25 protein-coding genes are annotated in these 25,943 nt (G+C 65.2%); 8 read left to right on the top strand and 17 right to left on the bottom strand.

The window, feature by feature from the left end:
• Positions 1-40: 40 nt before the first annotated feature.
• From zapD to AM586_RS20035, 4 genes are all read left to right on the top strand, one after another.
• On the top strand, positions 41-796 hold the full coding sequence (zapD, locus tag AM586_RS20050) for a cell division protein ZapD (RefSeq protein WP_052233455.1): 756 nt from the start codon (positions 41-43) through the stop codon (positions 794-796).
• An 8-nt stretch (positions 797-804) separates the two neighbouring features.
• Positions 805-987 (top strand): DNA gyrase inhibitor YacG, encoded by a 183-nt coding sequence (gene yacG, locus AM586_RS20045; protein ID WP_052233456.1) that lies wholly within the window; start codon positions 805-807, stop codon positions 985-987.
• 21 nt (positions 988-1,008) lie between these two features.
• A complete protein-coding gene (locus tag AM586_RS20040) occupies positions 1,009-1,389 on the top strand; it encodes a tautomerase family protein (protein WP_052233457.1) in 381 nt (126 codons plus the stop codon).
• A 66-nt stretch (positions 1,390-1,455) separates the two neighbouring features.
• Positions 1,456-2,439 carry an aldo/keto reductase gene (locus tag AM586_RS20035; RefSeq protein ID WP_052233458.1) on the top strand — a complete coding sequence of 328 codons (984 nt, stop codon included), beginning with the start codon at positions 1,456-1,458 and terminating at the stop codon, positions 2,437-2,439.
• 98 nt (positions 2,440-2,537) lie between these two features.
• Here AM586_RS20035 and AM586_RS20030 read toward each other — a convergent pair whose 3' ends face one another.
• Genes AM586_RS20030 through argJ form a run of 3 tightly spaced genes read right to left on the bottom strand, consistent with a single transcriptional unit; the run spans position 2,538 to position 5,075 of the window.
• Positions 2,538-2,948: an NUDIX domain-containing protein gene (locus tag AM586_RS20030; RefSeq protein ID WP_257791523.1), complete on the bottom strand. Its 411-nt coding sequence runs from the start codon at positions 2,946-2,948 to the stop codon at positions 2,538-2,540.
• On the bottom strand, positions 2,941-3,837 hold the full coding sequence (locus AM586_RS20025) for an ATP-binding protein (protein ID WP_052233459.1): 897 nt from the start codon (positions 3,835-3,837) through the stop codon (positions 2,941-2,943). The genes AM586_RS20030 and AM586_RS20025 overlap by 8 nt, the downstream gene beginning before the upstream one ends.
• A complete protein-coding gene (gene argJ / locus AM586_RS20020; protein ID WP_052233460.1) occupies positions 3,837-5,075 on the bottom strand; it encodes a bifunctional glutamate N-acetyltransferase/amino-acid acetyltransferase ArgJ in 1,239 nt (412 codons plus the stop codon). Before argJ ends, AM586_RS20025 begins: the two co-directional genes overlap by 1 nt.
• Positions 5,076-5,195: 120 nt before the next feature.
• Between argJ and AM586_RS20015 the strand changes: the two genes are divergently transcribed.
• Complete coding sequence (locus AM586_RS20015; RefSeq protein WP_052233461.1) at positions 5,196-6,263, top strand: AI-2E family transporter; 1,068 nt, start codon at positions 5,196-5,198, stop codon at positions 6,261-6,263.
• Here AM586_RS20015 and AM586_RS20010 read toward each other — a convergent pair.
• On the bottom strand, positions 6,208-6,987 hold the full coding sequence (locus tag AM586_RS20010; RefSeq protein WP_052233462.1) for a CPBP family intramembrane glutamic endopeptidase: 780 nt from the start codon (positions 6,985-6,987) through the stop codon (positions 6,208-6,210). The two genes, AM586_RS20015 and AM586_RS20010, sit on opposite strands and share 56 nt — an antisense overlap.
• A gap of 136 nt (positions 6,988-7,123) precedes the next feature.
• On the opposite strand from AM586_RS20010, the gene AM586_RS20005 reads away from it, so the two are divergent.
• Both AM586_RS20005 and AM586_RS20000 read left to right on the top strand, forming a co-directional pair.
• The gene (locus AM586_RS20005; RefSeq protein WP_052233463.1) at positions 7,124-8,125 is read left to right on the top strand and encodes a MerR family transcriptional regulator; all 1,002 of its coding nucleotides are present in this window, start codon (positions 7,124-7,126) and stop codon (positions 8,123-8,125) included.
• Between the two features lie 64 nt (positions 8,126-8,189).
• A protein-coding gene (locus AM586_RS20000) for an IS3 family transposase (RefSeq protein ID WP_109370458.1) occupies positions 8,190-9,550 on the top strand; the annotation gives its coding sequence in 2 pieces (ribosomal slippage) (positions 8,190-8,669 and positions 8,672-9,550; 1,359 coding nt in all).
• 67 nt (positions 9,551-9,617) lie between these two features.
• Here the strand turns inward: AM586_RS20000 and secA are convergent.
• Positions 9,618-12,401 (bottom strand): preprotein translocase subunit SecA, encoded by a 2,784-nt coding sequence (gene secA, locus AM586_RS19995; protein WP_052233465.1) that lies wholly within the window; start codon positions 12,399-12,401, stop codon positions 9,618-9,620.
• Positions 12,402-12,637: 236 nt separating this feature from the next.
• On the opposite strand from secA, the gene AM586_RS19990 reads away from it, so the two are divergent.
• On the top strand, positions 12,638-13,138 hold the full coding sequence (locus tag AM586_RS19990) for a DciA family protein (RefSeq protein WP_109370589.1): 501 nt from the start codon (positions 12,638-12,640) through the stop codon (positions 13,136-13,138).
• Between the two features lie 42 nt (positions 13,139-13,180).
• Here AM586_RS19990 and lpxC read toward each other — a convergent pair whose 3' ends face one another.
• The 12 genes from lpxC to murD form a co-directional block, all read right to left on the bottom strand.
• Complete coding sequence (gene lpxC, locus AM586_RS19985; protein WP_052233467.1) at positions 13,181-14,116, bottom strand: UDP-3-O-acyl-N-acetylglucosamine deacetylase; 936 nt, start codon at positions 14,114-14,116, stop codon at positions 13,181-13,183.
• Positions 14,117-14,188: 72 nt separating this feature from the next.
• Positions 14,189-15,031, bottom strand: coding sequence for a DMT family transporter (locus AM586_RS19980; protein ID WP_052233649.1), 843 nt, complete (start codon positions 15,029-15,031; stop codon positions 14,189-14,191).
• Positions 15,032-15,084: 53 nt separating this feature from the next.
• Complete coding sequence (locus AM586_RS19975; RefSeq protein WP_052233468.1) at positions 15,085-15,534, bottom strand: GNAT family N-acetyltransferase; 450 nt, start codon at positions 15,532-15,534, stop codon at positions 15,085-15,087.
• Between the two features lie 49 nt (positions 15,535-15,583).
• A complete protein-coding gene (locus AM586_RS19970; RefSeq protein WP_052233469.1) occupies positions 15,584-16,090 on the bottom strand; it encodes a peroxiredoxin in 507 nt (168 codons plus the stop codon).
• 214 nt (positions 16,091-16,304) lie between these two features.
• The gene (gene ftsZ / locus AM586_RS19965; RefSeq protein ID WP_052233470.1) at positions 16,305-17,510 is read right to left on the bottom strand and encodes a cell division protein FtsZ; all 1,206 of its coding nucleotides are present in this window, start codon (positions 17,508-17,510) and stop codon (positions 16,305-16,307) included.
• Positions 17,511-17,658: 148 nt separating this feature from the next.
• A complete protein-coding gene (ftsA, locus tag AM586_RS19960) occupies positions 17,659-18,891 on the bottom strand; it encodes a cell division protein FtsA (RefSeq protein WP_052233471.1) in 1,233 nt (410 codons plus the stop codon).
• A gap of 18 nt (positions 18,892-18,909) precedes the next feature.
• Positions 18,910-19,734 (bottom strand): cell division protein FtsQ/DivIB, encoded by an 825-nt coding sequence (locus AM586_RS19955; RefSeq protein WP_052233472.1) that lies wholly within the window; start codon positions 19,732-19,734, stop codon positions 18,910-18,912.
• A gap of 3 nt (positions 19,735-19,737) precedes the next feature.
• Complete coding sequence (locus AM586_RS19950; RefSeq protein ID WP_052233473.1) at positions 19,738-20,733, bottom strand: D-alanine--D-alanine ligase; 996 nt, start codon at positions 20,731-20,733, stop codon at positions 19,738-19,740.
• Positions 20,730-22,127, bottom strand: a complete 1,398-nt coding sequence (gene murC, locus AM586_RS19945) for a UDP-N-acetylmuramate--L-alanine ligase (protein WP_052233474.1) — start codon at positions 22,125-22,127, stop codon at positions 20,730-20,732. Before murC ends, AM586_RS19950 begins: the two co-directional genes overlap by 4 nt.
• Positions 22,124-23,212 carry an undecaprenyldiphospho-muramoylpentapeptide beta-N-acetylglucosaminyltransferase gene (gene murG / locus AM586_RS19940; protein ID WP_229411119.1) on the bottom strand — a complete coding sequence of 363 codons (1,089 nt, stop codon included), beginning with the start codon at positions 23,210-23,212 and terminating at the stop codon, positions 22,124-22,126. Before murG ends, murC begins: the two co-directional genes overlap by 4 nt.
• The gene (gene ftsW / locus AM586_RS19935) at positions 23,209-24,426 is read right to left on the bottom strand and encodes a putative lipid II flippase FtsW (protein WP_052233475.1); all 1,218 of its coding nucleotides are present in this window, start codon (positions 24,424-24,426) and stop codon (positions 23,209-23,211) included. The genes murG and ftsW overlap by 4 nt, the downstream gene beginning before the upstream one ends.
• Positions 24,426-25,934, bottom strand: coding sequence for a UDP-N-acetylmuramoyl-L-alanine--D-glutamate ligase (murD, locus tag AM586_RS19930; protein ID WP_052233476.1), 1,509 nt, complete (start codon positions 25,932-25,934; stop codon positions 24,426-24,428). The genes ftsW and murD overlap by 1 nt, the downstream gene beginning before the upstream one ends.
• Between the last annotated feature and the right edge of the window lie 9 nt (positions 25,935-25,943).

Below are 25,943 nucleotides of genomic sequence, written 5' to 3'. Positions count from 1 at the left end.
TCACGTGGTCGCGCCAGCACACGCCGAGAGGAATGTCACTTTGATCGTCTACGAATACCCGTTCAACGAGCGGATTCGCACGTTGTTGCGGCTCGAGGACCTGTACGAGAAATTCAAGTTCTTTGTGAATCAGGAACATCCTCTGCAGCATCACGTCGCGCTCGCGACGATCTTCGACATGCTGGAAGTAGCAGGCCGCGCCGACCTCAAGTCCGACCTGCTGCAGGAACTCGAACGCCAGAAGCAGAGCCTGCTGAGCTACCGCAGCAATCCGGCCGTCGCCGCCGACGCGCTGGACGCCGTGCTGGCCGAGCTCGACACTGTCAGCAATGCCCTCGTCAACGCCCAGGGCAAGACCGGCCAGAACGTGCGCGACAACGAATGGCTGATGAGCATCCGCGGCCGCACCGTGATGCCGGGCGGCGCCTGCGAATTCGACCTGCCCTCCTACTACGCCTGGCAGCAGCGTCCCGCCGAGCAGCGCTTCGCCGACATCTCGGCCTGGTTCGCGCCGCTCGCCCCGCTGTTCGATGCCCTGGCCCTGGTGCTGCGCCTGCTGCGCGATTCCGGCGGCCCGGTCAAGATGATCGCCGTGGCCGGTAGCTACCAGCAGATGCTGCAGGGCAAGGTCTACCAGATGCTGCGCCTGTCGATCGACGAGAGCCTGGGCGCCATCCCGGAAATCTCGGCCAACAAGTACATGCTGTGGGTGCGTTTCACGACGCAAGGCGGGGACCTGAAACCCAAACCGCTCGAAGACGATGTACCATTCGAGCTCACCCTCTGCAACTTCTGAATCCTGTCATGACTGTCGTTTCCTGTCCCACCTGCGGCAAGAAGGTCGAATGGACGCCGGCGAACAAGTATCGCCCGTTCTGCTCCGATCGCTGCAAACAGATCGACCTCGGCGCCTGGGCCGAGGAAAAATACACGATCCCGGGCGCCACGCCCGAGGATAACCAGGACGATCCGCTGGCCGAACAGTAAGCCTTTTCGAAGGGATCCTGCATGCCGCTCGTCACCCTCACCGTCCGCAAGCCAAAAAGCCCTGAATTCAAGGCCAGCGTGCTCGATGCCGTACACGCCAGCCTGGTGTCGACCGGCGTGCCCGACACCGACAAGTTCCAGCGCGTGCTGGAACTCGATGCCGGCGACTTCCGTTTCGATACCGGCTATCCCGACGTCGCCACCGCGCGCACGGAGGACTTCGTGCTGATCGAGATCCTGTGGTCGGTGGGCCGCAGCGTGAAGGTCAGGAAGAAGCTGCTGGCCGAGCTGATGGAGCGCCTGCGCGCGGCCGGGCTGGACCCGGAAAACGTGATGGTGGTGTTCAAGGAAACCAGCTGGGAAAACTGGGCCTTCGCCGGCGGCAGGTTGATTCATGCCTGACATCGTGGCCGGCGCCAAAGTGAGCCGACTGCTATAGTCATCGTTCACTTTAGTCAGGAGCCCTCGATGCAGAAACGTCAACTAGGAAGCCTGGAAGTCTCGGCCCTCGGCCTGGGCTGCATGGGCATGACCTACGGCAAGGCGCCGCCCCGGGACGCGATGATCGCGCTGCTGCGCGACGCGGTCGAGCGCGGCGTCAGCTTTTTCGATACGGCCGAAGTGTACGGTCCCTTCAATAACGAAGAACTGCTCGGCGAGGCGCTGGCGCCGCTGCGCGACCGGGTCGTGATCGCGACCAAGTTCGGCTTCGCGCCGGACCCGAACGGCGGCAAGCGCTGGAGCGGACTGGACAGCCGTCCTGAACACATCCGCGCCGTGCTCGACGCCTCGCTGAAACGCCTCAAGACCGACAGAATCGACCTGCTCTACCAGCACCGCGTCGATCCGAACGTGCCGATCGAGGATGTGGCCGGCACCGTCGGCGAACTGATCAAGGAAGGCAAGGTCAAGCACTTCGGCCTCTCCGAAGCCGGCGCCGACACGATCCGCCGCGCGCACGCGGTGCAGAAAGTGACGGCGCTGCAGAGCGAATACTCGCTGTGGACGCGCGAGCCGGAGCAGGAAATCCTGCCGCTGCTCGAAGAACTCGGGATCGGCTTCGTGCCCTTCAGCCCGCTCGGACGCGGCTTCCTGACCGGGAAGATGGACGAAAACACGCAGTTCGACAGCGCGGACTTCCGCAACAGCCTGCCGCGCTTCACGGCCGAGGCCATGAAAGCGAACCAGGTCCTGGTCGACCTGCTGGGCCAGGTCGCGCGGCAGAAAAGCGCGACGCCGGCCCAGGTGGCGCTGGCCTGGCTGCTGGCGCAAAAGCCATGGATCGTGCCGATTCCGGGCACCACCAAGCTGCAGCGGCTGGAAGAGAACATCGGCGCGCTGGCCTTGGCGCTGACGGTCGAGGACCTGGCCGACATCGACCAGGCGGCGTCGAAGATCACGGTGCAGGGGGCGCGCTATCCGGAGCAGATGGAGCGCCAGGCCAAGGGTTGAGGCGCCGAACCGTCGTCCCCGCGCAGGCGGGGACCCAAGTTCTGTATGCGCTAACGAAACGCTAGCAAACTTGGGTTCCCGCCTGCGCGGGAACGACGCTAATTTTTGTAGCGCAGCTTGTCCAGCCACTCCAGCAAGGGAATCGTCGCCGGCAACAGCGGGCTCACGGAGTAGCCGCCCTGCCACGCAAAGGCCTGCCCTTCCAGGCTTTGCGGCTCGCCTAGCCACTCGCGGCTGATGTAGAAGTACAGGCGCACGTGGGCGTGCTCGTAGACGTGCTCGACGCAGCACCAGGGTTCGGCGCTGACGACATGCACGCCCAGTTCCTCGACGAACTCGCGCTGCAGGGCGTGGAAGATGTCCTCGCCCGGCTCGACTTTCCCGCCCGGGAATTCCCAGTAGCCGGCATAGGGTTTGCCTTCCGGACGCTGGCCCAGCAGGACGTCGCCGTTCTCGCGCATCAGGATGCCGACCGCGACGTCGATCGGCTTTTGCACCGCTTCAGACACCCGCGCTCCCTTCCAGCTTGCCCGCGTAGTCTTTGGCGAACTGCCAGGCCACCCGGCCCGAGCGCGAGCCGCGCTGCAGGGCCCAGCGCAGCGCATCCGGACGCGCCGCCTCGATCTGTTGCGGCGTACAGCCGAAGCTCGCCAGCCAGTGGCCGACGATGTCCAGGTAGTCGTCCTGCTTGAAGGGATAGAAGGACAGCCACAGGCCGAAGCGCTCGGACAGCGAGATCTTTTCCTCGACCGTTTCGCCGGGATGCAGGTCGCCGTCGTCGCCGTGGCTGTAGCCGGCGTTGTCCGACATTTTCTCCGGCATCAGGTGGCGCCGGTTCGAGGTCGCGTAGATCAGCACATTGTCCGACTGCGCGGCCACGCTGCCGTCCAGCGCCACCTTCAGCGCCTTGTAGCCGGCTTCGCCCTCTTCGAAACTGAGATCGTCGCAGAAGATCACGAAGCGCTCCGGACGGCCGGCCACCAGGTCGACGATGTCCGGCAGGTCGGCCAGGTCGGCCTTGTCGACCTCGATCAGGCGCAGGCCCTGGCCGGCGAAGCCGTTCAGGCAGGCCTTGATCAGGGACGATTTGCCCGTGCCGCGCGCGCCGGTCAGCAGCACGTTGTTGGCCGGCCGGCGCGCCACGAACTGGCGGGTGTTCTGTTCGATTTCCTCTTTCTGGCGGCCGACGTGCTGCAGGTCGTCCAGCGAGATGGTCGAGGCGTGCAGCACCGGCTGCAGGTACTTCTGGCCGTTGGGGCCGGAACCGGGGCGCTTGCGCCAGCGGAAGGCGAAGCTGCGCCCCCACTCCGGCTCGCGCGGCACGGCCGGCGGGAGCATGGCCTCCAGCCGTGCCAGCAGGTTTTCGGCGCGATGGAGAAATTGATCCAGCTGGTTCATTACGAGCGATAGTCAGCGTTGATCGAGACGTAGTCGTGCGACAGGTCGCAGGTCCAGACCGTGGCGGCAGCGTCGCCGCGGCCCAGTTCCACGCGCACCAGGATCTCCGCCTTCTTCATCACGCGCTGGCCGTCCTCTTCCTTGTAGTCCGGGTTGCGGCCGCCGGCCTTCGCCACCAGCACGTCGTCCAGGTAGAGATCCAGCTTGGTGGTGTCGAGGTCGTCCACGCCGGCATAGCCGATCGCGGCCAGGATGCGGCCCAGGTTCGGGTCGGAGGCGAAGAAGGCGGTCTTCACCAGCGGCGAGTGGGCGATCGAGTAGGCGATCTTGCGGCACTCTTCCATGTCGCGGCCCTGATCCACCGTGATGGTGATGAACTTGGTCGCGCCTTCGCCGTCGCGGATGATCTGCTGGGCCAGGTGGGTCGAGATGCCGGTGAGGGCGTCGCGCAGGGCGATGTAGTCCGGGCTGTCGACCGAATCGACGACCAGCGAGCCGGCGCCGGTCGCCATCAGGATGAAGGAATCGTTGGTCGAGGTGTCGCCGTCGATGGTGATGCAGTTGAAGGAGCGGTCGGCGGCGTAGCGCACCAGTTCGTCCAGCACCGGCTGGGCGACCCTGGCGTCGAAGGCCAGGTAGCCCAGCATGGTCGCCATGTTCGGCTTGATCATGCCGGCGCCCTTGCTGATGCCGGTCAGCGTGACGGTGTGGCCGCCGATGCTGGTGGTGAGCGAGGCCGCCTTCGGCTGGGTGTCGGTGGTCATGATGGCTTCGGCCGCATTGAACCAGTTGTCCTGCTTCAGGTTCGACACGGCGGCCGGCAGCGCGGCGACGATCTTCTGCACCGGCAGCTGCTCCAGGATCACGCCGGTCGAGAACGGCAGCACTTGCTGCGCGTCGATGCCGAGCAGGCGCGCCACTTCCTCACAGGTGGTCCTGGCGCTTTGCAGGCCCTGTTCGCCGGTGGCGGCGTTGGCGTTGCCGGTGTTGACCACCAGCGCGCGGATCGGCTTGCCGCCGTTGGCGACGGCCGCCAGGTTGGCCTTGCTCACCTGGACCGGCGCGGCGCAGAAGCGGTTCTTGGTGAACACGCCGGCGACGGTGGCGCCATCCGGCAGTTTCATCAGCAGCACGTCCTTGCGGTTCGGCTTCTTGATACCGGCTTCGGCAAAGCCGATCTCGAGGCCATTCACGGGCTTCAGTTCGGCGGCGACGGGCAGAGGGGAATTGACGGCCATGGGGTTCTCTTCGCTGAAAGGGAAAGATTGTCGAATCCGATATTGTACCGCCAGCGGCGGGCACGGGGCGCCGCACCGTTGTTAATGACTTTTTAAGGCGGTTCATTAATAATCAGGCACATGACAGAAACCCAACGCAGCGTCCTGAGCGCCTGTTTTTCGCTGGCGATCATCCTGTTCGCCCTGTTCGTCACCCAGCGCTTCGTGCTGCCCCTGCTGTGGGCGGCGATCCTGTGCATCGCCACCTGGCCGCTGTACCGGCGCGTGCTGCGACTGCTGGGCAAGCGTGAGATCCTGGCGGCGGCCCTGACGACCGTCATTGCCGCGCTGGTGTTCATCACGCCGCTGGCGCTGGGCCTGGCCCAGGCCGCGCACCAGGCGCCGGCGCTGGCGCAGCTGGTCGCCAGCGCGAATACCGAGGGCCTGGCGGCGCCGGCCTGGCTGCTGCGGATCCCGATGGCGGGCGACGCCATCTACAACTGGTGGCAGGCCACGCTGGGACAGCCGCACGGCCTGGCGCACCTGCTGCAGGACAGCTCGGTGGGCCACATGCAGTCGGCCAGCGAAGTACTCAAGCGCGTCGGCAGCGGCACCCTGCACCGCCTGATCGATATCGCCTTCGCCTTCCTCTGCCTGTTCTTCTTCTACAAGGACGGCCGCGCGCTGCAGGGGCAGCTTGAGGCCATCGGCGCGCACCTGATCGGCGCCCAGCGCTGGGCCCTGTACTCGCTGAAGGTACCGACCGCGGTGCGCGCCACCGTCAACGGCCTGGTGCTGGTCGGCCTGGCCGAGGGCGTCCTGCTGGGCATCGGCTACCAGTTCGCGGGCGTGCCCTCGGCGGTGCTGTGGGCGGCCGCCACCGGCGTGCTGGCCATCATCCCCTTCGGCGCGCCGCTGGCCTTCGGCGCCGTCGCCGCCCTCCTCGTCTACCAGGGCAACACGGCTGCCGCCGCCGCCATCGTCGCCCTGGGCATGGTGGTACTGTTCGTGGCCGACCACTTCGTGCGCCCGACCATCATCGGCAACGCCACCAAGCTGCCCTTCCTCGCCGTCCTGCTTGGCATCCTGGGCGGGGTCGAGACCCTGGGCCTGATCGGCCTGTTCGTCGGGCCGGTGGTGATGACGCTGTTCGTCACGCTGTGGCACGAGGAGAAGCGCTTCCGGCATGCGCCGCAGAGGGGCGCATGAAGACCAGGGCGCAGGCCAGCAGCACGAGGTGGGCGGCGCAGGAATAGAACGGCGCCACCGCGGGCTGCGCGAGGTCCGAGCGGGAAAAGATGTCGAGCAGGCCGTTGGCGAGATTCCAGCCCCAGTGCAGGCCCACCGCCGCCCACAGCGTGCGTGCGCGGTACAGCGCCGCCGCATAGGCAAGGCCGAAGCAGAAGATCGTCAGCCATTCGACCGGCCCCTTGTTCAGGCGGTAGATATGGTTCAGCACGAACAGCGCGGCCGAGACCACGATGAAGCTCCAGTGCCTGCCGAGCGCCGGGAAGGCCCGCATCACGAAGCCGCGCGTGACGATGTCCTCGGCCGAGGACGCGATGAAGGTGGAGAAAGCGGTGAAGCCCAGCGCGGCTGCCAGCGCCGCGCCGCGCGGCGCATCTGCCCAGGCGAAGGTATAAACGCCGGTGCGCGTCCCGATGGCGACCGCCGCGAACTTGGCCGTGATCGCCAGCACGAGCCCCAGCACCAGGAGCCGCAGCCAGCCCGGCCGTGCATCCAGGTACCAGGCGCGCATGCCGCTGAAGCCCAGCGCGCGCGATCCCCACCACGCAACGAACGGGAACAGCGCCAGCAGGTAGGCGTTTCCGACGCCCTCGGGCATCTGGTAGAAGAAGAACAGCACGGCGGCCACCAGCAGCAGCCGGGACGAGGCCGGCCGCGGGATGGCGCCATCGCTCAGGGTTTGCATGCGCTCTCCAGGAATGTGAACAGCTTGCCAGAATATTATGACTCCAAAGGCAAGTCGGGGCCTTATCATTGCATGCTTGACCCTCACGCCACGTCAGGATCGAGACTGGGTCCACGCTGAAGAAAGGAGATGCTCGATGCTGAAAGTGGGAGAACTCGCCGCGCTTGCCAGGCTCACGGTACGCACGCTGCACCATTACGACAGCATCGGGCTGCTCCAGCCCTCGGCGCGTTCCGATGCCGGCTACCGGCTCTACAACCGCGACGACGTGGCGCGCCTGCACCGGATCCAGGCCCTGCGTTCCCTCGGCATGAGCCTGGCCGACATCGGTCTTTACCTGGACAGTCCGGAAGGCAGTCCGCTGGCCGTTGTCGAACGCCAGTTGGCGGCGCTCGACCGCCAGATGCTGGAGGCGGCGCGCATGCGCGCTCAACTGCAGCGCCTGCGCACGGAACTGGCGCATGGCGGCCAGCCGGACCTGTCCACCTGGCTGGACTCACTGGAGCAGATGAGCATGTACGAAAAATACTTCACGCAGGACGACCTGGCGCGCCTTCCGATGTACCACGACGAGGCGATCAAGGCGCAATTCAAGGGGCTGGTCGAAGAAGCCAGGGAGCTGATACGCACGCAGGTGGCGCCGGATGCGGATGCCGCCAGGGCCTTCGGACGGCGCTGGCTGGAAGCCTTCGGACGCGGCACCGGCGGCGACGCCGACCTCGCGGCGCGCATCAACCTGATGGCGGAGCGCGAAAAAGGGTCGGCAGGCCTGCCCGAGGACGTCATGCGCTACGTGATGGCGGTGATCGGCGAGCTGAAATACGCGATCTGGTCGCGCTACCTGGCCCCGGACGTGATCGCGCGCATGCGCAGTCACTATGCGTCCCGCGGCCACGAGTGGACCGTCCTGATCGGCCGGGTGCGCGAACAGATGCGACTCGATCCGGACGCCGCGCAGCCTGCCTCCCATGCCCTGGGCCGCCAGTGGATGGCGCTGTTCCATGACATGGTCGGCACCGACCCGCAAGCGGTTGCGGGCTTTCGCCGCGCGACCGAGGAACAGGCGATGCTGCGCAAGGGGTCGGGGATCAGCGATGAGGCGATCGCGTGGTTGCGCAAGGGTTTAGGGCGCGAGTAAATAAAAAAGGCGCCCCGCGTGAACTGAACCCCAAAAGTTGGACACCAACTTTTGGGGTTTTTTCATGACGAAGTACGATGAGCGGTTCAAGCTCAAGATTGTCCAGGAATACTTGGTCAAGCGAAGGGGCAGCAAGACCTTAGCGAGGAAGTACGGTTGTCAACGTTCATCTGTAGAGCACTGGGTCAGCTTGTATCGTGTGCATGGCAAGGACGGACTCAAGAAGAAGCACAGCTCGTATAGTGCGGAGTTCAAGCTGTCGGTGCTGCAGCACATGTGGGACAATGAGCTGTCATTCGGCCAAACAGCAGCTGCTTTCAATATCCGCAATCACGCAGCGGTAGGCATATGGGAGCGCAGTTATCGAGAAGGCGGTTTCGACGCACTGATAGCACGCCCACGAGGAAGGCCCAAGCAGATGTCTGCTCCAACAACAAAACCAGAGCCGTCGCCCGACGATGAAAAGTGTACTCGCGACGAGTTGTTGGCCGAGTTGAATCAGCTGCGCATGGAGAATGCGTACCTAAAAAAGTTGCGAGCCTTAGTTCAAGCCAAGCAGAAGGCGACGCCGCCGACAAAGCGCAAATAGTGCAGGAACTAAGGCAGCAGTATCCGCTTGCGGGTTTGCTTGCGTTCGCCGGGCTGGCTCGCAGCACGTTCTACTACCAACTCAAGACGCGGCAAGCGAGCGATAAACATCAGCAGCTCAAGACCATAATCCGATCCGTTTTCGCCCGTCACAAGGGTCGTTACGGTTATCGGCGTGTCACCGCAGCCATTCGTCAGACAGGAACGCTCGTCAACCATAAGACCGTACAGCGATTGATGACGGTGTTGGGATTGAAGTCATTGGTGCGCCCCAAGAGATATCGCTCGTTCAAAGGAGAGATAGGTCACGCTGCACCTCACGAGTTACAACGCAAATTCACAGCTGCAGGTCCGAACCAGAAGTGGGTGACGGACGTTACCGAGTTCAACGTCGCTGGCGAGAAACTGTACCTTTCGCCAATCCTGGACCTATACAACGGTGAAATCGTGGCCTTCGAAACATCCCGGCGCCCTGCATTCGACCTGGTGAGTTCGATGCTCAAGAAGGCATTGCGCAAGCTTTCGCCACAGGATAAACCCATGCTGCACTCCGACCAGGGATGGCAGTATCGTATGCCAGCCTACCAACGCATTCTTCGGAAACGCGGGCTCGTGCAGAGCATGTCACGCAAAGGGAACTGCCTCGACAACGCGACCATGGAAAGCTTCTTCGCCGTGCTCAAGTCCGAGTGCTTCTACCTGAACAAATTCGCCAACATCGACGTCCTGCAGGTTGAACTGACCCGCTACATCCGCTATTACAATCACGACCGTATCAAGCTCAAACTAAAAGGCCTGAGTCCTGTTCAGTACAGGACTCAGGCCTTGGCCGCTTAATAAACTAACCGTCCAACTTTACGGGGTCAGTTCACGCGGGGCGCCTTCCTTTTTCCTGCATCGGCGATTACGCCAGCTTGCCGTGGCAGGCCTTGAATTTCTTGCCGCTGCCGCATGGGCACGGGTCGTTGCGGCCGACCTTCATGCCCATGTAGGTCGTGGCCGGATCGTCGCTCACCGCGGTGGTGCCGGCGGTGGGCGCCTGCGGCGCCATCAGCTCTTCCGGCGCGGCGGTCGGGTCGAAGTCGGCGTGCTGGTAGTTGACGTTCTCCAGGTGCGCCGCGGCCGCCTGCATGGCTGCCTCGGCCGCCTCGACTTCCTCGCGGGTCTGGATGCGCACCGTCATGATGGTGCGGATCACTTCGTTCTTGATCTGGTCCAGCATGGCGCCGAACAGCTCGAAGGCCTCGCGCTTGTATTCCTGCTTCGGGTTCTTCTGGGCGTAGCCGCGCAGGTGGATACCCTGGCGCAGGTGGTCCAGCGCCGCCAGGTGCTCGCGCCAGTGGGTGTCGATGTTCTGCAGCATGACGTTGCGCTCGAAGCCGCCGAAGGCTTCCTTGCCGACGATCTCCACCTTGCTGTTGTACGACTCGTCGGCAGCAGCCAGCACGCGCTCGAGGATGTCGTCGTCGTTCAGGTTCGGCTCGTCTTCCAGCATCTGCGCCAGCGGCACCGGCAGCGACCATTCGTCGGCCAGCACGCGCGACAGCGCCGGAATGTCCCACTGCTCTTCGACCGACTCGGCCGGCACGTATTCGCGCACCACATCGGTGAACACGCCCACGCGCAGGCTGGTGATCAGTTCCGACATGTCGGCCGCTTCCAGCAGTTCGTTACGCTGGGTGTAGATCACCTTGCGCTGGTCGTTGGCGACGTCGTCGTATTCGAGCAGCTGCTTGCGGATGTCGAAGTTGCGGGCCTCGACCTTGCGCTGGGCCGACTCGATCGAGCGGGTCACGATGCCGGCCTCGATCGGTTCGCCTTCCGGCATCTTCAGGCGGTCCATGATCGCGCGCACGCGGTCGCCGGCGAAGATGCGCAGCAGCGGATCGTCGAGCGACAGGTAGAAGCGCGAGGAGCCCGGGTCGCCCTGGCGGCCCGAACGGCCGCGCAGCTGGTTGTCGACCCGGCGCGACTCGTGGCGCTCGGTACCGATGATGTGCAGGCCGCCCTGCGCCACCACGTGGTCGTGCAGCGACTGCCATTCGTCGCGCAGCTTTTGCGACTGCTCGGCCTTCTGCTCCGGCGACAGCGACTGGTCGGCTTCGATGAACTGGATCTGCTTCTCGACGTTACCGCCGAGGACGATGTCGGTACCGCGGCCGGCCATGTTGGTGGCGATGGTGATCATCTGCGGGCGGCCGGCCTGGGCGATGATTTCCGCCTCGCGGGCGTGCTGCTTCGCGTTCAGCACGTTGTGCGGCAGGCCGTGCTTGGTCAGGATGCTGGACAGCAGCTCCGAGTTTTCGATCGAGGTGGTGCCGACCAGCACCGGCTGGCCGCGCTCGTGGCAATCGCGGATGTCGGTGACCATCGCGCCGTATTTTTCCTCGGCCGACTTGTACACCTGGTCCTGGCGGTCCTTGCGCTGCGATGGCCGGTTCGGCGGAACCACCACGGTCTCGAGGCCGTAGATTTCCTGGAATTCGTAGGCTTCCGTGTCGGCGGTACCGGTCATGCCGGACAGCTTGGTGTACATGCGGAAGTAGTTCTGGAAGGTGATCGAGGCCAGGGTCTGGTTCTCGTTTTGGATGCGTACGCCTTCCTTGGCTTCCACGGCCTGGTGCAGGCCGTCGGACCAGCGGCGGCCGGTCATCATGCGGCCGGTAAATTCGTCGACGATCACCACTTCGCCGTTCTGCACCACGTAGTGCTGGTCCTTGTGGTACAGCACGTGCGCGCGCAGGGCGGCGTACAGGTGGTGGATCAGGGTGATGTTGGCGGCGTCGTACAGCGAGGCGCCTTCCGGCAGCAGGCCCATCTTCGTCAGGATGGCTTCGGCCTTCTCGTGGCCGGCCTCGGTCAGCAGCACGGTGTGCGCCTTCTCGTCCTTGGTGTAGTCGCCCGGGACTTCGACCTCTCCCTTGCCGTCCGGGGTTTCTTCGCCGATCTGCAGGGTCAGCATCGGCGGGAGTTCGTTGATCTTGTGGTACAGGTCGGTGTGGTTCTCGGCCTGGCCGGAAATGATCAGCGGGGTGCGGGCCTCGTCGATCAGGATCGAGTCCACCTCGTCGACCACGGCGAAGTTCAGGCCGCGCTGCACGCGTTCGCGCGCCTCGTAGACCATGTTGTCGCGCAGGTAGTCGAAACCGTATTCGTTGTTGGTGCCGTAGGTGATGTCGGAACCGTAGGCCTTCTGCTTGCTGTCGTGGTCCATCTGCGACAGGTTCACGCCGGTGGTGAGGCCCAGCCAGCCGTACAGGCGGCCCATCTGCTCGGCGTCGCGCTGCGCCAGGTAATCGTTGACGGTCACCACGTGCACGCCCTTGCCGGACAGCGCGTTCAGGTAGACCGGCAGGGTTGCCATCAGGGTCTTGCCTTCACCGGTGCCCATCTCGGCGATCTTGCCGTAGTGGAGGACCATGCCGCCGATCAGCTGTACGTCGAAGTGGCGCATCTTCATCACGCGCTTGGCAGCTTCGCGGCAGACAGCAAACGCTTCCGGCAGGATGTCGTCGAGGGAAGCGCCGCCGGCGATCCGTTCCTTGAATTCGGGGGTCTTTGCCTGCAGTTCGGCGTCCGACAGCTTTTCCATCTGCGGCTCGAGCGCATTGATCTCGCGCACGGTTTTTTGGTATTGCTTGAGCAGTCGCTGGTTACGGCTGCCGAAAATCTTGGTCAGGAATGACATGCTGTGTTCTTAAAAAGTACGCCGCGAAAAAGCCATGGATGATATCAAAATAATATCCTCCGAAGACCGCGTTTGGCAAAAAGCCACCGATTTTATCATGCGTTCCGGCCACACTTGGGGGTGAACGGGCGCATAGCAAGTGCAGTCGGACAAAGAATGTTATCAAATTGCACTCGAAAGCACATTTCCCGCACGATTCATCCTGCGCCGCGCGTGGCTATGGTATGTTCCCGGCCATGCAGCCCCCCAAACAATCTCCCTTCCATATATACGGCACCCGCGTGCGTCGCACCTCGATCGAGGCGACCGACTTCCTGCGCCGTAACGACCGCATGGCCAGCCTGCTGCCGGTGGCCACGCGCATGGCCGGCCTGCAAAAGGACGTGAAGGCGATCCTGCCGCCGATGTACGCCGGCTGCGAGGTGCTGTCGCTGCAGGAGGGCGTGCTGACCCTCGCCGTGCCCTCCTCGGCCGTGGCGGCCAAGCTCAAGCAGCAGGCGCCCAAGCTGCAGTCGACGCTGCAGGCGAAGGGCTGGCAGGTGGAATCGGTGCGGATCAAGATCCAGGTGGGGCGCGCGCTGCCCGCCCGGGACGAGGTCATGAAGCCATCGTCGCTGGAGCTGCCGCCGACGGCGGTGCAGGCGTTCGAGGAACTGGGCGAATCCTTGCCGGAGTCGCCACAGAATGCGCCGCTGATTGCGGCGATCAGGCGGCTGGCGGAGAAGCGGAAGAAATAACTCGTCGTTCCCGCGCAGGCGGGAACCCAAGTTCTTTGGCGCTCAGGTCAGCGCCCACTCCCTCTCCATCTGCGCGCCGTAGGACACCGGCGCCCGCGCTTCCTCGTCGAAGCTGACGATCTCGTAGGCTTCCGGATGCGCCAGCAGTTCGAGCAGCAGCAGGTTGTTCAGGCCGTGGCCGGACTTGTGCGCTTCGTAGCTGGCCAGCAGCGGATACCCGACCAGGTACAGGTCGCCGATCGCGTCGAGGATCTTGTGGCGCACGAACTCGTCTTCGTAGCGCAGGCCGTCCGCGTTCAGGATCCGGTACTCGTCCATCACGATCGCGTTTTCCAGCGAGCCGCCGCGCGCCAGGCCCATCCCGCGCAGGCTTTCGACGTCCTGCATGAAACCGAAGGTGCGCGCGCGCGCCACGTCGTGCACGTAGGAGACCTTGCCGAAGTCGACGACCGCGCGCTGCATGGTGCCGTCCACGGCCGGGTGGTTGAATTCGATGAAGAAGTCGAGCTTGAAGCCGTCGTACGGGGTCAGGCGGGCCCACTTCTCGTTGCTGCCGCTGCCCTGGCGCACTTCGACCGGCTTCAGCACGCGGATGAATTTCTTGGCTGCGCCCTGCTCCTGCACGCCGGCCTGCTGCAGCAGGAAGACGAAGGACGAGGCCGAGCCGTCCATGATGGGGATTTCTTCGGCGGTGACGTCGACGTAGAGATTGTCGATACCGAGGCCGGCGCAGGCCGACATCAGGTGCTCGACGGTCGAGACGCGTGCATTTTCCTGGATCAGGACCGAAGCCATGCGGGTGTCGCCGACGATTTCTGCGTTCGACGGAAACTCGACGACGGGGTCGAGATCCACGCGGCGGAACACGATGCCGGTGTCGATGGCGGCCGGGCGCAAGGTCAGCTCGACCTTGGTGCCCGAGTGCAGGCCGACACCTGTGGTGCGCACCAGCTGTTTGATTGTTCTTTGTTTGAGCATCCCCAGATTATATAGGAGGGCTCCTTTCTTCGCCGCAGCCCCCCCTCTGCCGGTGGCACGAACACCACGCTTTCAGGGATGTTCGGCTTCGGCGTGCGCCGTTTCGTGGCGAATCAGGTACAGACCGCTGCCGATGATGATTGCCGCACCGATCAGGGTGTATTGATCGGGCAAGGTTTGCCAGAAAATCCAGTCGATCGCGATGCCGCAGGCCAGCGCCGTGTACTCGAAAGGCGCCACCACCGAGGCTTCGCCATGGTTGAAGGCTTCGGTGATCGCCAACTGGGCCAGGAAGCCGCTGAGCGCCAGCCCGCCCAGCAGCGGCAGGTGGCGCGACTCGACCGGGGTCCAGGACGGCCAGGCCAGCGCGGTCGCGCCGACGGCCATCATCAGCATCAGCCAGAACACCATCTTCTCGCTGCTGTCGCTGCGCGCCAGCACCCGTCCGCTGACCGCCGACACCGCGTAGCACACGGCCGCCACCAGGATCGCCAGGCCGCCCAGGGTCAGGAAACCGTCGCCGCTCGGACGCAGCACCACCAGCACGCCGGCCATGCCGACCGCGATCGCCAGCCAGCGCGCGCGGTTCACGCGCTCGCCCAGCACGAACACCGACAGCGCCGTGATCAGGATCGGGCCGACGAAGAAGATCGTGTAGGCCTCGGCCAGCGACAGTCCCCTCACCCCGTAGGCGAACAGGGCCAGCATGACGATGCCGATCCCCGCGCGCAGCAGATGCAGCGGCCAGCGGATCTGCAGGATCGATTTGAAGCCGCCGCGCCAGGCCACGTAGACGCAGACCAGCGGCAGCGAAGACAGGGCGCGCAGCGCCGCCACCTGCATCGGCGGGAATTCGGCGGACAGCAGCTTCATGATCGTGTCCATGATCGAGAACATCAGCACCGCCGCCAGCATCGCCTGGATGCTGCGCAGGTTGCCGCTCAGCCTGGCGTTGGCCGTTGTGGATTTCACAGGCGTTTCTCCATGAACACCGACAGCGGGTCTTCCCTGTACGCGCCGAAGGGACCGCAGCGCGCGAAGCCGAAGCCTTCGTAGAGGGACAGCGCCTCGGGCTGGTGGATGCCGGTTTCCAGTTTCAGCTCGCGCACCCCGCACATCTTGGCGAACATGGCGATGTGGTCGAGCAGCTGGCGTCCGGTGCCGAGGCCGCGTTTGCGCTCGTCGACGAACATGCGCTTGATCTCGCCATAGCCATCGCAATTGACCAGCGCGGCGCAGCCGACCGCTGCGCCATCGACGTCGCGGGCGACCAGGAACAGCACGTCGCCCTGCAGCAGCGCGGCGATGTCCATCAGGTGATTGCTCTCGGCCGGATACAGCGAGGCGCAGTAGGCGTCGAGGCGCTCCAGCATGGCCCGCACGTCGGGCTGGTCGGGGGATTCGGTATTGATGATCATGGTGATAAAAAACGGCGCCGCAGCGCCGTTCGCAGGAAAGGCAGGAGGATCAGCCGATCTGTTCCAGCAGCTTCTCGGCCGACGAGACCGTGAAGCCGCCGCCGTTCTCGAGGTTCAGCTGCGTGACCACGCCGTCCTTGACCAGCATCGAATAGCGCTGGCTGCGCACGCCCAGGCCCTTGGCCGTCAGGTCGAGCTCCAGGCCCAGGGCCTTGGTGAACTGGCCGCTGCCGTCGGCCATCATGCGGACGATGCCGGTGGCCTTCTGCTCGCGGCCCCAGGCGCCCATCACGAAGGCGTCGTTGACCGACACGCACCAGATCTCGTCCACGCCCTTGGCCTTCAGCTGGCCGGACTGCTGGATGAAGCCCGGCAGGTGCTGGGCCGAGCAGGTCGGGGTGAAAGCGCCCGGCAGGCCGAAGATGGCGATGGTCTTGCCTTTGACGAGGTCGGCCGTGTTGAAGGTGTTCGGGCCGAGCGAGCAGCCTTCGGTTTCGGTCTCGATGAATTCCGACAGGGTGGACTCGGGCAGGCGGTCGCCGATCTGGATGGTCATGGTGAATACTCCAAGGTTGTAATAATCAGAACCTGCAAGTATGCCTGATCTTCAACAAACCGGGGTCAGACTCCAAAATTTGGAAATGCCCCGCAGGATCTTTCCAAAATCGGGAGTCTGACCCCGGTTTGAGCGGACATAAACAAAAGGCCAGTACCGCTTGGTCGGTACTGGCCCTTGCATCATGGAGTTTTTACTTGCTTAGTCGGCTTGCTCAGTCAGCCTGTTTACGCAGGAAGGCCGGGATGTCGTAGGTCTCGACACCGTTGTTCTGCATCGCGCGAACCTGCTCGGAGGCCTGTTCGCGGCGCCACACGGCCGGCTGCTTCATGCCCGCGTCGGCGCTGCCGGTGCTGATCGAGCCCATGCGCACGTTACCTGCGGGGACGGTGGCGGCGCCCGACATCATCGGCGAACCGTAGGTGCCGGTATGCAGCATCTGCTGCGGCTGCACCAGCGAGATGTTGGCCTTGTTCTTGCCCAGGCCGGTCGCGACCACGGTCACGCGCAGTTCGTCGCCCATCTCGTCGTCGTAGGCGATGCCCTGTGCGATGGCGGCGTCCGGAGCGGCGAAGGCGCGCACGGCGGCCATGACTTCCTTGATTTCCTTACCCTTCAGGCCGCGCGATGCGGTGACGTTCACCAGCACGCCCTTGGCGCCCGACAGGTCGATGCCGTCCAGCAGCGGCGAAGCCACGGCCTGCTCGGCGGCGATGCGCGCACGGTCCACGCCCGATGCGGTGGCGGTGCCCATCATGGCCTTGCCCTGCTCGCTCATGATGGTCTTCACGTCGTTGAAGTCGACGTTGATATGGCCCGGGACGTTGATGATCTCGGCGATACCGGCCACGGCGTTGTTCAGCACGTCGTCGGCATGCTTCATCCAGTCCAGCATGGACTCGTCTTCGTAGATGTCTTCCAGCTTCTCGTTCAGGATCACGATCAGCGAGTCGACGTGCTTGGTCAGCTCGGCCAGGCCGTTCTCGGCCACGTCCATGCACTTCTGGCCTTCGTAGGAGAAGGGCTTGGACACCACGGCGACGGTCAGCGCGCCCAGGCTCTTGGCCACTTCGGCCACGATCGGTGCGGCGCCGGTGCCGGTGCCGCCGCCCATGCCGGCGGCGATGAAGACCATGTGCGCGCCGCGCAGCGCGTCTTCGATGCGCGCGCGGGACTGCTCGGCCAGCTGGCGGCCGACTTCCGGACGCATGCCTGCGCCCAGGCCGGAATCGCCGATCTGGATGACGTTGTGGGCGCCCGAGACGGCCAGCGCCTGGGCGTCGGTGTTTGCGGCGATGAACTGCACACCCGACACGCCCTTGTTGATCATGTGCTGCACCGCATTGCCACCCGCGCCGCCAACACCGACAACCTTGATGACGGTGCCCAGTGATGCGTTATCGACCATATCAAACTCCATGATGAACTCCTAGTATCTGTAAGTACCGTTCCCAAGCTGCAAATCTCATCGATCGCGATCAGACCTGAAGATTGGAAACGCGCCTTGTATTGTAAAAATATTTTCGTTCGTTACCAAGAAAAACCGTTACAGCGTGTTACCGAAAGTCTTAAAAGTTCCCTAAAAACCACTCCTTCATGCGCTGCCACACCGCCTTCACCGATCCATCCTGGCGGGTCACGATGTGGCCGCGCAAATACTGCTTCTTCGCTTCCAGCAAAAGGCCGAGAACCGTTGCGTAGCGCGGACTGCGCACCACGTCGGCCAACTGGCCGCGATACTCCGGCGTGCCGAGGCGCGCCGGTTTCAAAAAGATGTCTTCGGCCATCTCGATCATGCCCGGCATGATCGAGGAACCGCCGGTCAACACGATGCCGGACGAGAGCACGCCCTCGTAGCCGGATTCGCGCACCACCTGGTGCACCATCGCGAACAGCTCCTCGACGCGCGGCTCGATCACGGCCGCCAGCGCCTGGCGCGACAACGAGCGCGGACCGCGGTCGCCCAGGCCCGGCACTTCCAGGGTCTCGCCCGGATCCGCCAGCACCTGCTTGGCCACGCCGTAGCGGATCTTGATCTCTTCCGCTTCGCCGGTCGGGGTGCGCAGCGCCATCGCGATGTCGCTGGTGATCTGGTCGCCGGCGATCGGGATCACGGCCGTGTGGCGGATAGCGCCATCGCTGAAGACGGCGATGTCGGTGGTGCCGCCGCCGATGTCGATCAGGACCACGCCGAGTTCCTTCTCGTCGTTGGTCAGCACGGAATCGGCGGACGCCATCGGCTGCAGGATCAGGTCCGAGACCTCGAGCCCACAACGGCGCACGCACTTTACAATATTCTGCACCGCGGACACCGCACCTGTAACAATGTGTACGCGCACCTCCAGGCGGATGCCGCTCATGCCGATCGGCTCGCGCACGTCTTCCTGGTTGTCGACGATGAATTCCTGCGGCACCGTATGCAGCAGTTGCTGGTCGGTCGGGATGTTGACCGCCTTCGCCGTCTCGATCACGCGCGCCACGTCGGTCGCGGTGACTTCCTTGTCCTTGATCGCCACCATGCCGCTCGAGTTGAACGAGCGGATATGGCTGCCGGCGATGCCCGCATACACGTTGCGGATCTTGCAGTCGGCCATCAGCTCGGCTTCTTCGAGCGCGCGCTGGATCGACTCGACGGTCGCTTCGATGTTGACGACAACGCCCTTCTTCAAACCTTTCGACTCGTGCTGGCCGAGTCCAATTACTTCATGGCGCCCATCGGCCATCACCTCGGCCACCACCGCCACCACCTTCGAGGTGCCGATGTCGAGGCCGACGATCAGGTTCTTTGCGTCTTTAGTCATTTCTTGTCGCCTGCTGTGTTAGGTTTGCTTTGTTGTTTTAGTGGGTGCTTTTTTCTTTGCTGCCTTGACCGGCTTGGTGGCGTCGCTCGGCACGCTGAGCGCCGCCGACGACAGGGCCAGACCGTTCGCATAGCGCATGTCGATCGTGTCGATACGTCCTTCCTGCAGGCGCGCCACCAGCTGGGGATAGATGCTCACCAGCCGCTGCACGCGCGCCTTCAGGCTGTCCCTGCCCTGGTCGCGCTCGCGGCCGAGCTCCACGCTCATGCCGTTGTCCAGCCGAACCGTCCAGGCGTAACGCTTCGACAGGCTGAGCGAGACCGGCACCAGGCGCACCGGCGCGAACAGGCCGCGCAGCTCGGCGAATCGCGCCAGCACTTCCTTCTCGCTGCCGGGAGGACCGTCGAAAGCAGGCAGCTCGTGGTCCTCGTCGGCTTCGGCCAGGTTGGCGGTGAAGGAATCGCCCTTCACCGACAGCAGGCGCCCGTCCTCGCCCCAGGTGCCGAGCGCTTCGTGCTCCTCGACCTGGACGATCAGCTGGTTCGGCCACTCGCGGCGCACGCTGGCCTTGCGGACCCAGGGCACGGCCTCGAAGGTGGAACGCACCTGCTCCAGGTCGGTGGTGAAGAAATTCCCCCTGATCTTGCCCAGCACGCTGTTGCGCACCGTGAGTTCGTTCACGTGCTGCAGGTCCAGCCCGTACATGCTCTCGACACGCACCGCACGCAGGGTGAACATCGGGCGCTGCGACAGCCACCACACGCCCGACGCGATACAGGCGAGCGCCACCAGCGCGCTGAGTGCGCTGGCGGTTGCGTTCAGGGCTCGCGTGTCATGCCACATCGTTTATGCCTTTTCCTTCTTCTGCCGGGTCGCCGCATCGCCGATCTTCAGCGAGGCCGAACGCAGGATCTCGACGCACAGGTCTTCGTAGCCGACGCCTTCCGCACGCGCGGCCATCGGCACCAGCGAGTGCGTGGTCATGCCCGGGGAGGTGTTCACCTCCAGCAGGAAGAACTGCTTGTCCGACTCGCGCAGCAGCACGTCGATGCGGCTCCAGCCTTCGCAGCCGAGGGCGCGGTAGGCCTTCTCGACTTCGCGCTGGATGCTGGCCGTCAGCGCCGCGTCGAGCGGCGCCGGGCAGTGGTACTGCGTATCGTCCGTGAAGTACTTGTTCTGGTAATCGTAGTTGCCTTCCGGCGCGACGATCTCGATGATCGGCAGCGCCCGCGCGGTGGGGCCGGTGCCCAGCAGCGGCACCGAGAATTCGCGGCCTTCGATGAACTGCTCGGCCAGCACCCGCTTGTCGTAGCGGCGCGACAGCTCGACGGCCGCCTGCAGCTCTTCCGGGCGGCTCACCTTGGTGATGCCGATGCTCGAACCTTCGAGCGGCGCCTTGACGATCAGCGGCAGGCCCAGGTCGGCGACCACCTTGTCCAGGTCCGCGTCCTCGTCGATCACCGCGTACTTCGGCGTCGAGACGCCGTTCGCCAGCCAGACGATCTTGGTGGTGATCTTGTCCATGCCGACGCTGGATGCCATCACGCCGCTGCCGGTGTAGGGGATGTCGAGCTGCTCGAGGGCGCCCTGCAGGCTGCCGTCTTCGCCATAGCGGCCGTGCAGCGCGATGAACACGCGGTCGAATTTTTCGGCGGCCAGCTCGGCCAGCGAACGCTCGGCCGGATCGAAGGCGTGGGCGTCGATGCCCTTCGACTGCAGGGCCTGCAGCACGCCGGTGCCGGACAGGATCGAAATCTCGCGCTCGGCGGAACGGCCGCCGAACAGGACGCCGACCTTGCCGAATTCGGCAATCTCGGCTGGAGTGAGAGCGGAAGTACTCACGATGCTACCTTTTGAAGCTGGGTCAGTTGATGGGGGACGCCGCCGATCGAGCCGGCGCCCATGGTGAGCACGACGTCGCCGTCGCGCGCCACCTTCAGGATCGTCGCCGGCATGTCGGCGATCGATTCCACGAAAATCGGTTCGATCTGGCTGCCGGCGCGCAGCGCGCGCGCCAGGGCGCGGCCGTCGGCCGCCACGATCGGGGTCTCGCCGGCCGAGTACACCTCGGCCAGCAGCAGCACGTCCGGCGCGCCCAGGACCTTGACGAAGTCCTCGAACAGGTCGCGCGTGCGGGTGTAGCGGTGCGGCTGGAAGGCCAGCAGCAGGCGCCGGCCCGGATAGGCAGCGCGCGCCGCGGCCACCGTCACCTGGGCTTCGACCGGATGGTGGCCGTAGTCGTCGACCAGGGTGAAGCTGCCGCCGCCCTCGATCGGGATCTCGCCGTAGCGGGTGAAGCGGCGGCCGACGCCGCGGAATTCGGCCAGGCCCTGGGCCGTGGCTTCGTCCGGCACGCCGATCTCGCGCGCGATCGCGATCGCCGAGCAGGCGTTCAGCACGTTGTGCATGCCGGGCTGGTTCAGCACGAAGTCGGTGTCCGGATAGCCTTCCTGGCGCACGGTGAAGCACATGCGGGTGCCGTCGGCATAGGCGTTCAGCGCGCGCACTTCGGCGTCTTCGGAAAAGCCGTAGGTCGTCACCGGCTTGGTCACCTGCGGCAGGATCGAACGCACGTTGACGTCGTCGATGCACATCATCGCGCGGCCGTAGAACGGCAGGCGGTGGGTGAAGTTCACGAACGCGCCCTTGAGCTTCTCGAAGTCGTGCTCGTAGGTGTCCATGTGGTCGGCGTCGATGTTGGTGATCACCTCGATCATCGGCGTCAGGTTCAGGAACGACGCGTCGGACTCGTCGGCCTCGGCCACGATGTAGTCGCCGGTGCCCAGCTTGGCGTTGGCGCCGGCGCTGTTCAGGCGGCCGCCGATCACGAAGGTCGGGTCCAGGCCGCCCTGGGCCAGCACCGACGCCACCAGGCTGGTGGTGGTGGTCTTGCCGTGGGTGCCGGCGATCGCGATGCCGCGCTTCAGGCGCATCAGTTCGCCCAGCATGATGGCGCGCGGCACCACCGGCACCTTGCCGGCGCGCGCCGCCACCACTTCAGGATTCGATTCGTTGACGGCGGTCGAGGTCACCACGGCGTCGGCGCCGCGGATGTGTTCCGCGGCGTGGCCGGTGTAAACAGTCGCGCCCAGTTCGGCCAGGCGCTGGCTGGCGGCGTTCGAGGCCAGGTCCGAGCCCGACACCTTATAGCCCAGGTTCAGCAGCACCTCGGCGATGCCGCTCATGCCGCTGCCGCCGATGCCGACGAAATGAATATGTTTGATCTTGTGCTTCATGCCCTGCCCTTAGCTTCACTCAGTTCTTCCAGTACCTTCGCGATCGCCGCATTGGCGTCGCGCCGGCCGACCGCCTGCGCCGCTTCCGCCATCTTCAGGCAGTCGTCGCGGCTCAGCGATTGCAGCAGCTTCGCCAGCTGCTGCGGGTTCAGTTCGCCCTGCGGCAGGTGCAGGGCGGCCTTTTGCTTGTCCATCCAGGTCGCGTTGTCGCGCTGGTGGCTGGTGGTGCTGGCCACGAAAGGCACCAGCACGCTGGCGACGCCGGCGGCCGTCAGTTCCGACACCGTGATCGCGCCGGCGCGGCAGATCACCAGGTCGGCGTTCGCATATTCGGCCGCCATGTCGTCGATGAAGTCGACCACGTTGGCCTGCACGCCCGCGTTCGCGTAAGCCGCGCGCAGGGCTTCGATGTTCTTCTTGCCCGACTGGTGGGTGACGCTCGGCCTCAGGCCTTCCGGAATCAGGGCCAGGGCCGCCGGCACGGCGTCGTTCAGGACTTTCGCGCCCAGGCTGCCGCCCACCACCAGGATGTTCAGCGGACCGCTGCGGTTGGCGAAGCGGTGGCCCGGCGACGGCATCTCCAGGATTTCCTTGCGCACCGGGTTGCCGGTGACGACCGCTTTACCGGCGGCCTTGCCGAAGTCGGCCGGGAAGCCGAACAGCACGCGCTGCGCCATCGGGGTCAGGGTCTTGTTCGACAGCAGCAGCGCGGCGTCGGCGTTCACCAGCGCCAGCGGCACGCCGCGCGAGCGCGCCATCATCCCGCCCGGCACGGTCACGTAGCCGCCCATGCCCAGCACCACGTCCGGCTTGCGCTCGGCGATGAACTTGCGGCAGGCGGCAAACGCGCCCAGCATCTTGAAGGCGCCGGTGACGGTGTGGCCCAGGCCCTTGCCGCGCAGGCCGGCGAAGTCGATGCAGTCCATCGGGATGCCGTGCTTCGGCACGATGTCGCGTTCCATGCCGTGGGCGGTGCCCAGCCAACTCACTTCCCAGCCGCGCTCGCGCATCGATTGCGCGATGGCGATGCCGGGGAAGATGTGGCCGCCGGTGCCGGCCGCCATGATCATCAGTTTCTTGCTCATTGACGTCCTCCACGCATGCGCACACGGTTTTCGTAATCGATGCGCAGCAGGATCGCCAGGCCGATACAGTTGAACAGCACGCCCGAGCCGCCATAGCTCATCAGCGGCAGGGTCAGGCCCTTGGTGGGCAGCAGGCCCAGATTCACGCCCATGTTGATGAAGACCTGCACGCCGAGCCAGATGCCGATGCCCTTCGCGGCCAGGCCGGCGAAGTGCTGCTCCAGGGCGATCGCCTGGCGACCGATGTCGAAGGCGCGCTTGACCAGCCAGTAGAACAGGCCGACCACGACCAGCACGCCGGCCAGGCCGAGCTCTTCGCCGATCACGGCCATGATGAAATCGGTGTGCGCTTCCGGCAGGTAGTGCAGCTTCTCGACGCTGCCGCCCAGGCCGACGCCGAAGATCTCGCCGCGGCCGAAGGCGATCAAGGAATGCGTTAACTGGTACGCCTTGTCGAGCGCATTGCCCTCTTCCCACGGGTTCATGTAGGCGAACATGCGCGCGCGGCGGAAGGGCGACAGCGCGATGATGGTGGAGAACACCAGCACCAGCACGGCGCCGATGCCGCCGAACCAGATCATGTTGAAGCCGCCCAGGAACAGGATGCCCATCGAGATGCAGACCACCACGCCGAAAGCGCCGAGGTCGGGCTCCAGCATCAGCAGGCCGCCCACCAGCGCCATCGCGGCGGCCATCGGCATGAAGCCCTTGGTCAGCTTGTGCATGTACTGCTGCTTGCGCACCGTGAAGTCGGCGGCGTACAGCACGGCCACGACTTTCATGATCTCGGACGGCTGCATCTGCATGATTTTCAATGGCAGCCAGCGGCGCGCGCCGTTGACCGAGACGCCCACGCCCGGCACCAGCACCAGGGCCAGCAGCACAAGGGTGCCGACGAACATCATCGGCGCGAAACGCTGCCAGGTCGCGACCGGAATGCGGAACACGAATATGCTGACCACCAGCGAGAACGCGATGAACATCGCCTGGCGCACCAGGAAGTAGTTGTTCTTGCCGCCCAGGTAGGCGAACTTGGGCGAATCGGCCAGCGCGATCGAGGCCGAATACACCATCACCATCCCGAACAGCATCATCAGGACCACGACCCAGACCAGGGGCTGGTCGTATTCCATCATGCGCGACGGCCGGGCGCGCGCGGCAACCGCCGCGTCCTTCGAGGAACCGCCGAACTTGAAGGGGATCTGGAATGCCATCAGATGTCCTGGCCCTTCTCGAGCGCGATCTCGCGCACGGCGTCGACGAACACCTGGGCGCGGTGCGCATAGTTCGTGAACATGTCCAGGCTGGCGCAGGCCGGCGACAGCAGCACCACGTCGCCTGATTTCGCCAGGCCGGCGGCGCGGCGGGTCGCGGCCGGCAGGTCCGGCAGGTCGAAGCACGGCACGCCGCTCGGCTCGATGGCGGCCTTGATGCCTGGTGCGTCGCGGCCGATCAGCAGCACCGCCTTCACATAGCGCGAGCATGGGGCGGCCAGCGGCGCGAAGTCCTGGCCCTTGCCGTCGCCGCCGGCGATCAGGAGGATCTGGCGGCCGGTCTCGCCGAAGGTCTGGCCCAGGCCTTCCAGCGCGGCGACGGTGGCGCCGACGTTGGTGCCCTTGCTGTCATCGTAGTACTCGACCTCGTCGATGCTGGCGACCAGCTCGACGCGGTGCGGCTCGCCCTGGTAGTCGCGCAGGCCGTGCAGCAGCGGCGCCAGCGGCAGGCCGCAGGCGCGGCACAGGGCCAGCGCGGCCAGCGCGTTCGAGGCATTGTGGATGCCGCGGATGCGCAGCGCGTCGGCCGGCATCAGGCGGTTGATGAACAGCTCCTGCTGCTCTTCCGGCTCATTCGAGGACGCGCCACGGCGGCGTTTCTTTTCCGGCTCTTCCGCCGGATTCGCATTCGCCAGCCACAGCACGCCGCGTTCGTTCACCAGGCCGAAACTGCCCGGCGCATCCGGTTCGCCGGTGCCGAAGCTCGTGACCTGGGCGTCCGGGCTGGCCATGCGCATCACGGTGGCGTCGTCGCGGTTCAGCACGCGGACCGTGTCCTTGCCGAAGATGCGCGCCTTGTCGAAGGCATAGGCCGTCATGCTGCCGTGCCAGTCCAGGTGGTCCTGGGTGACGTTCAGGACGGTGGCGGCGTCCGGGTTCAGGCTGAAGCTGGTGTGCAGCTGGAAGCTGGACAGTTCCAGCACCCAGGCCTGGGGCAAATCGTCCTTGTCGAGGACTTCGCGCAGCACGTCCAATGCGGCCGGGCTGATGTTGCCGGCCACGCGCGTGCTCAGGCCGGCGCGGCGGCACAGCAGGCCGGTCAGGCTGGTGACGGTGGTCTTGCCGTTGGTGCCGGTGATGGCGATGACTTTCGGGGCGTAGCCGCGGGTGGCCTTCAGGTCGGACAGGGCCTGGGCGAACAGCTCGATCTCGCCCCACACCGGGATATTGCGGGCGCTTGCGGCCGGGCCAAGCTCGGCGAGCTCGCGCTCCGGCGCCAGGCCGGGGCTGACGGCCACGAAATCGACGCCGTCCAGCAGCCCGGCGCCGAAACCGCCGCCGATGAACTCGGCGGCCGGCACTGCCTCGCGCAGCGCGGGCAGGCGTTGCGGCTCGGCGCGCGTGTCGGCCACGCGCACGGACGCGCCGCAGCGCGCCAGCCATTGCGCCATCGCGAGGCCCGATTCGCCGAGCCCGAGTACCAGTGCGGTTTTGCCTTCGTAGTTCATCGCTCGCAG

Source organism: Massilia sp. WG5 (assembly GCF_001412595.2).
GTDB lineage: Bacteria > Pseudomonadota > Gammaproteobacteria > Burkholderiales > Burkholderiaceae_D > Telluria.
Note: the sequence above shows the minus strand (reverse complement) of the source record. Positions and strands in the feature narration are given on the sequence as shown.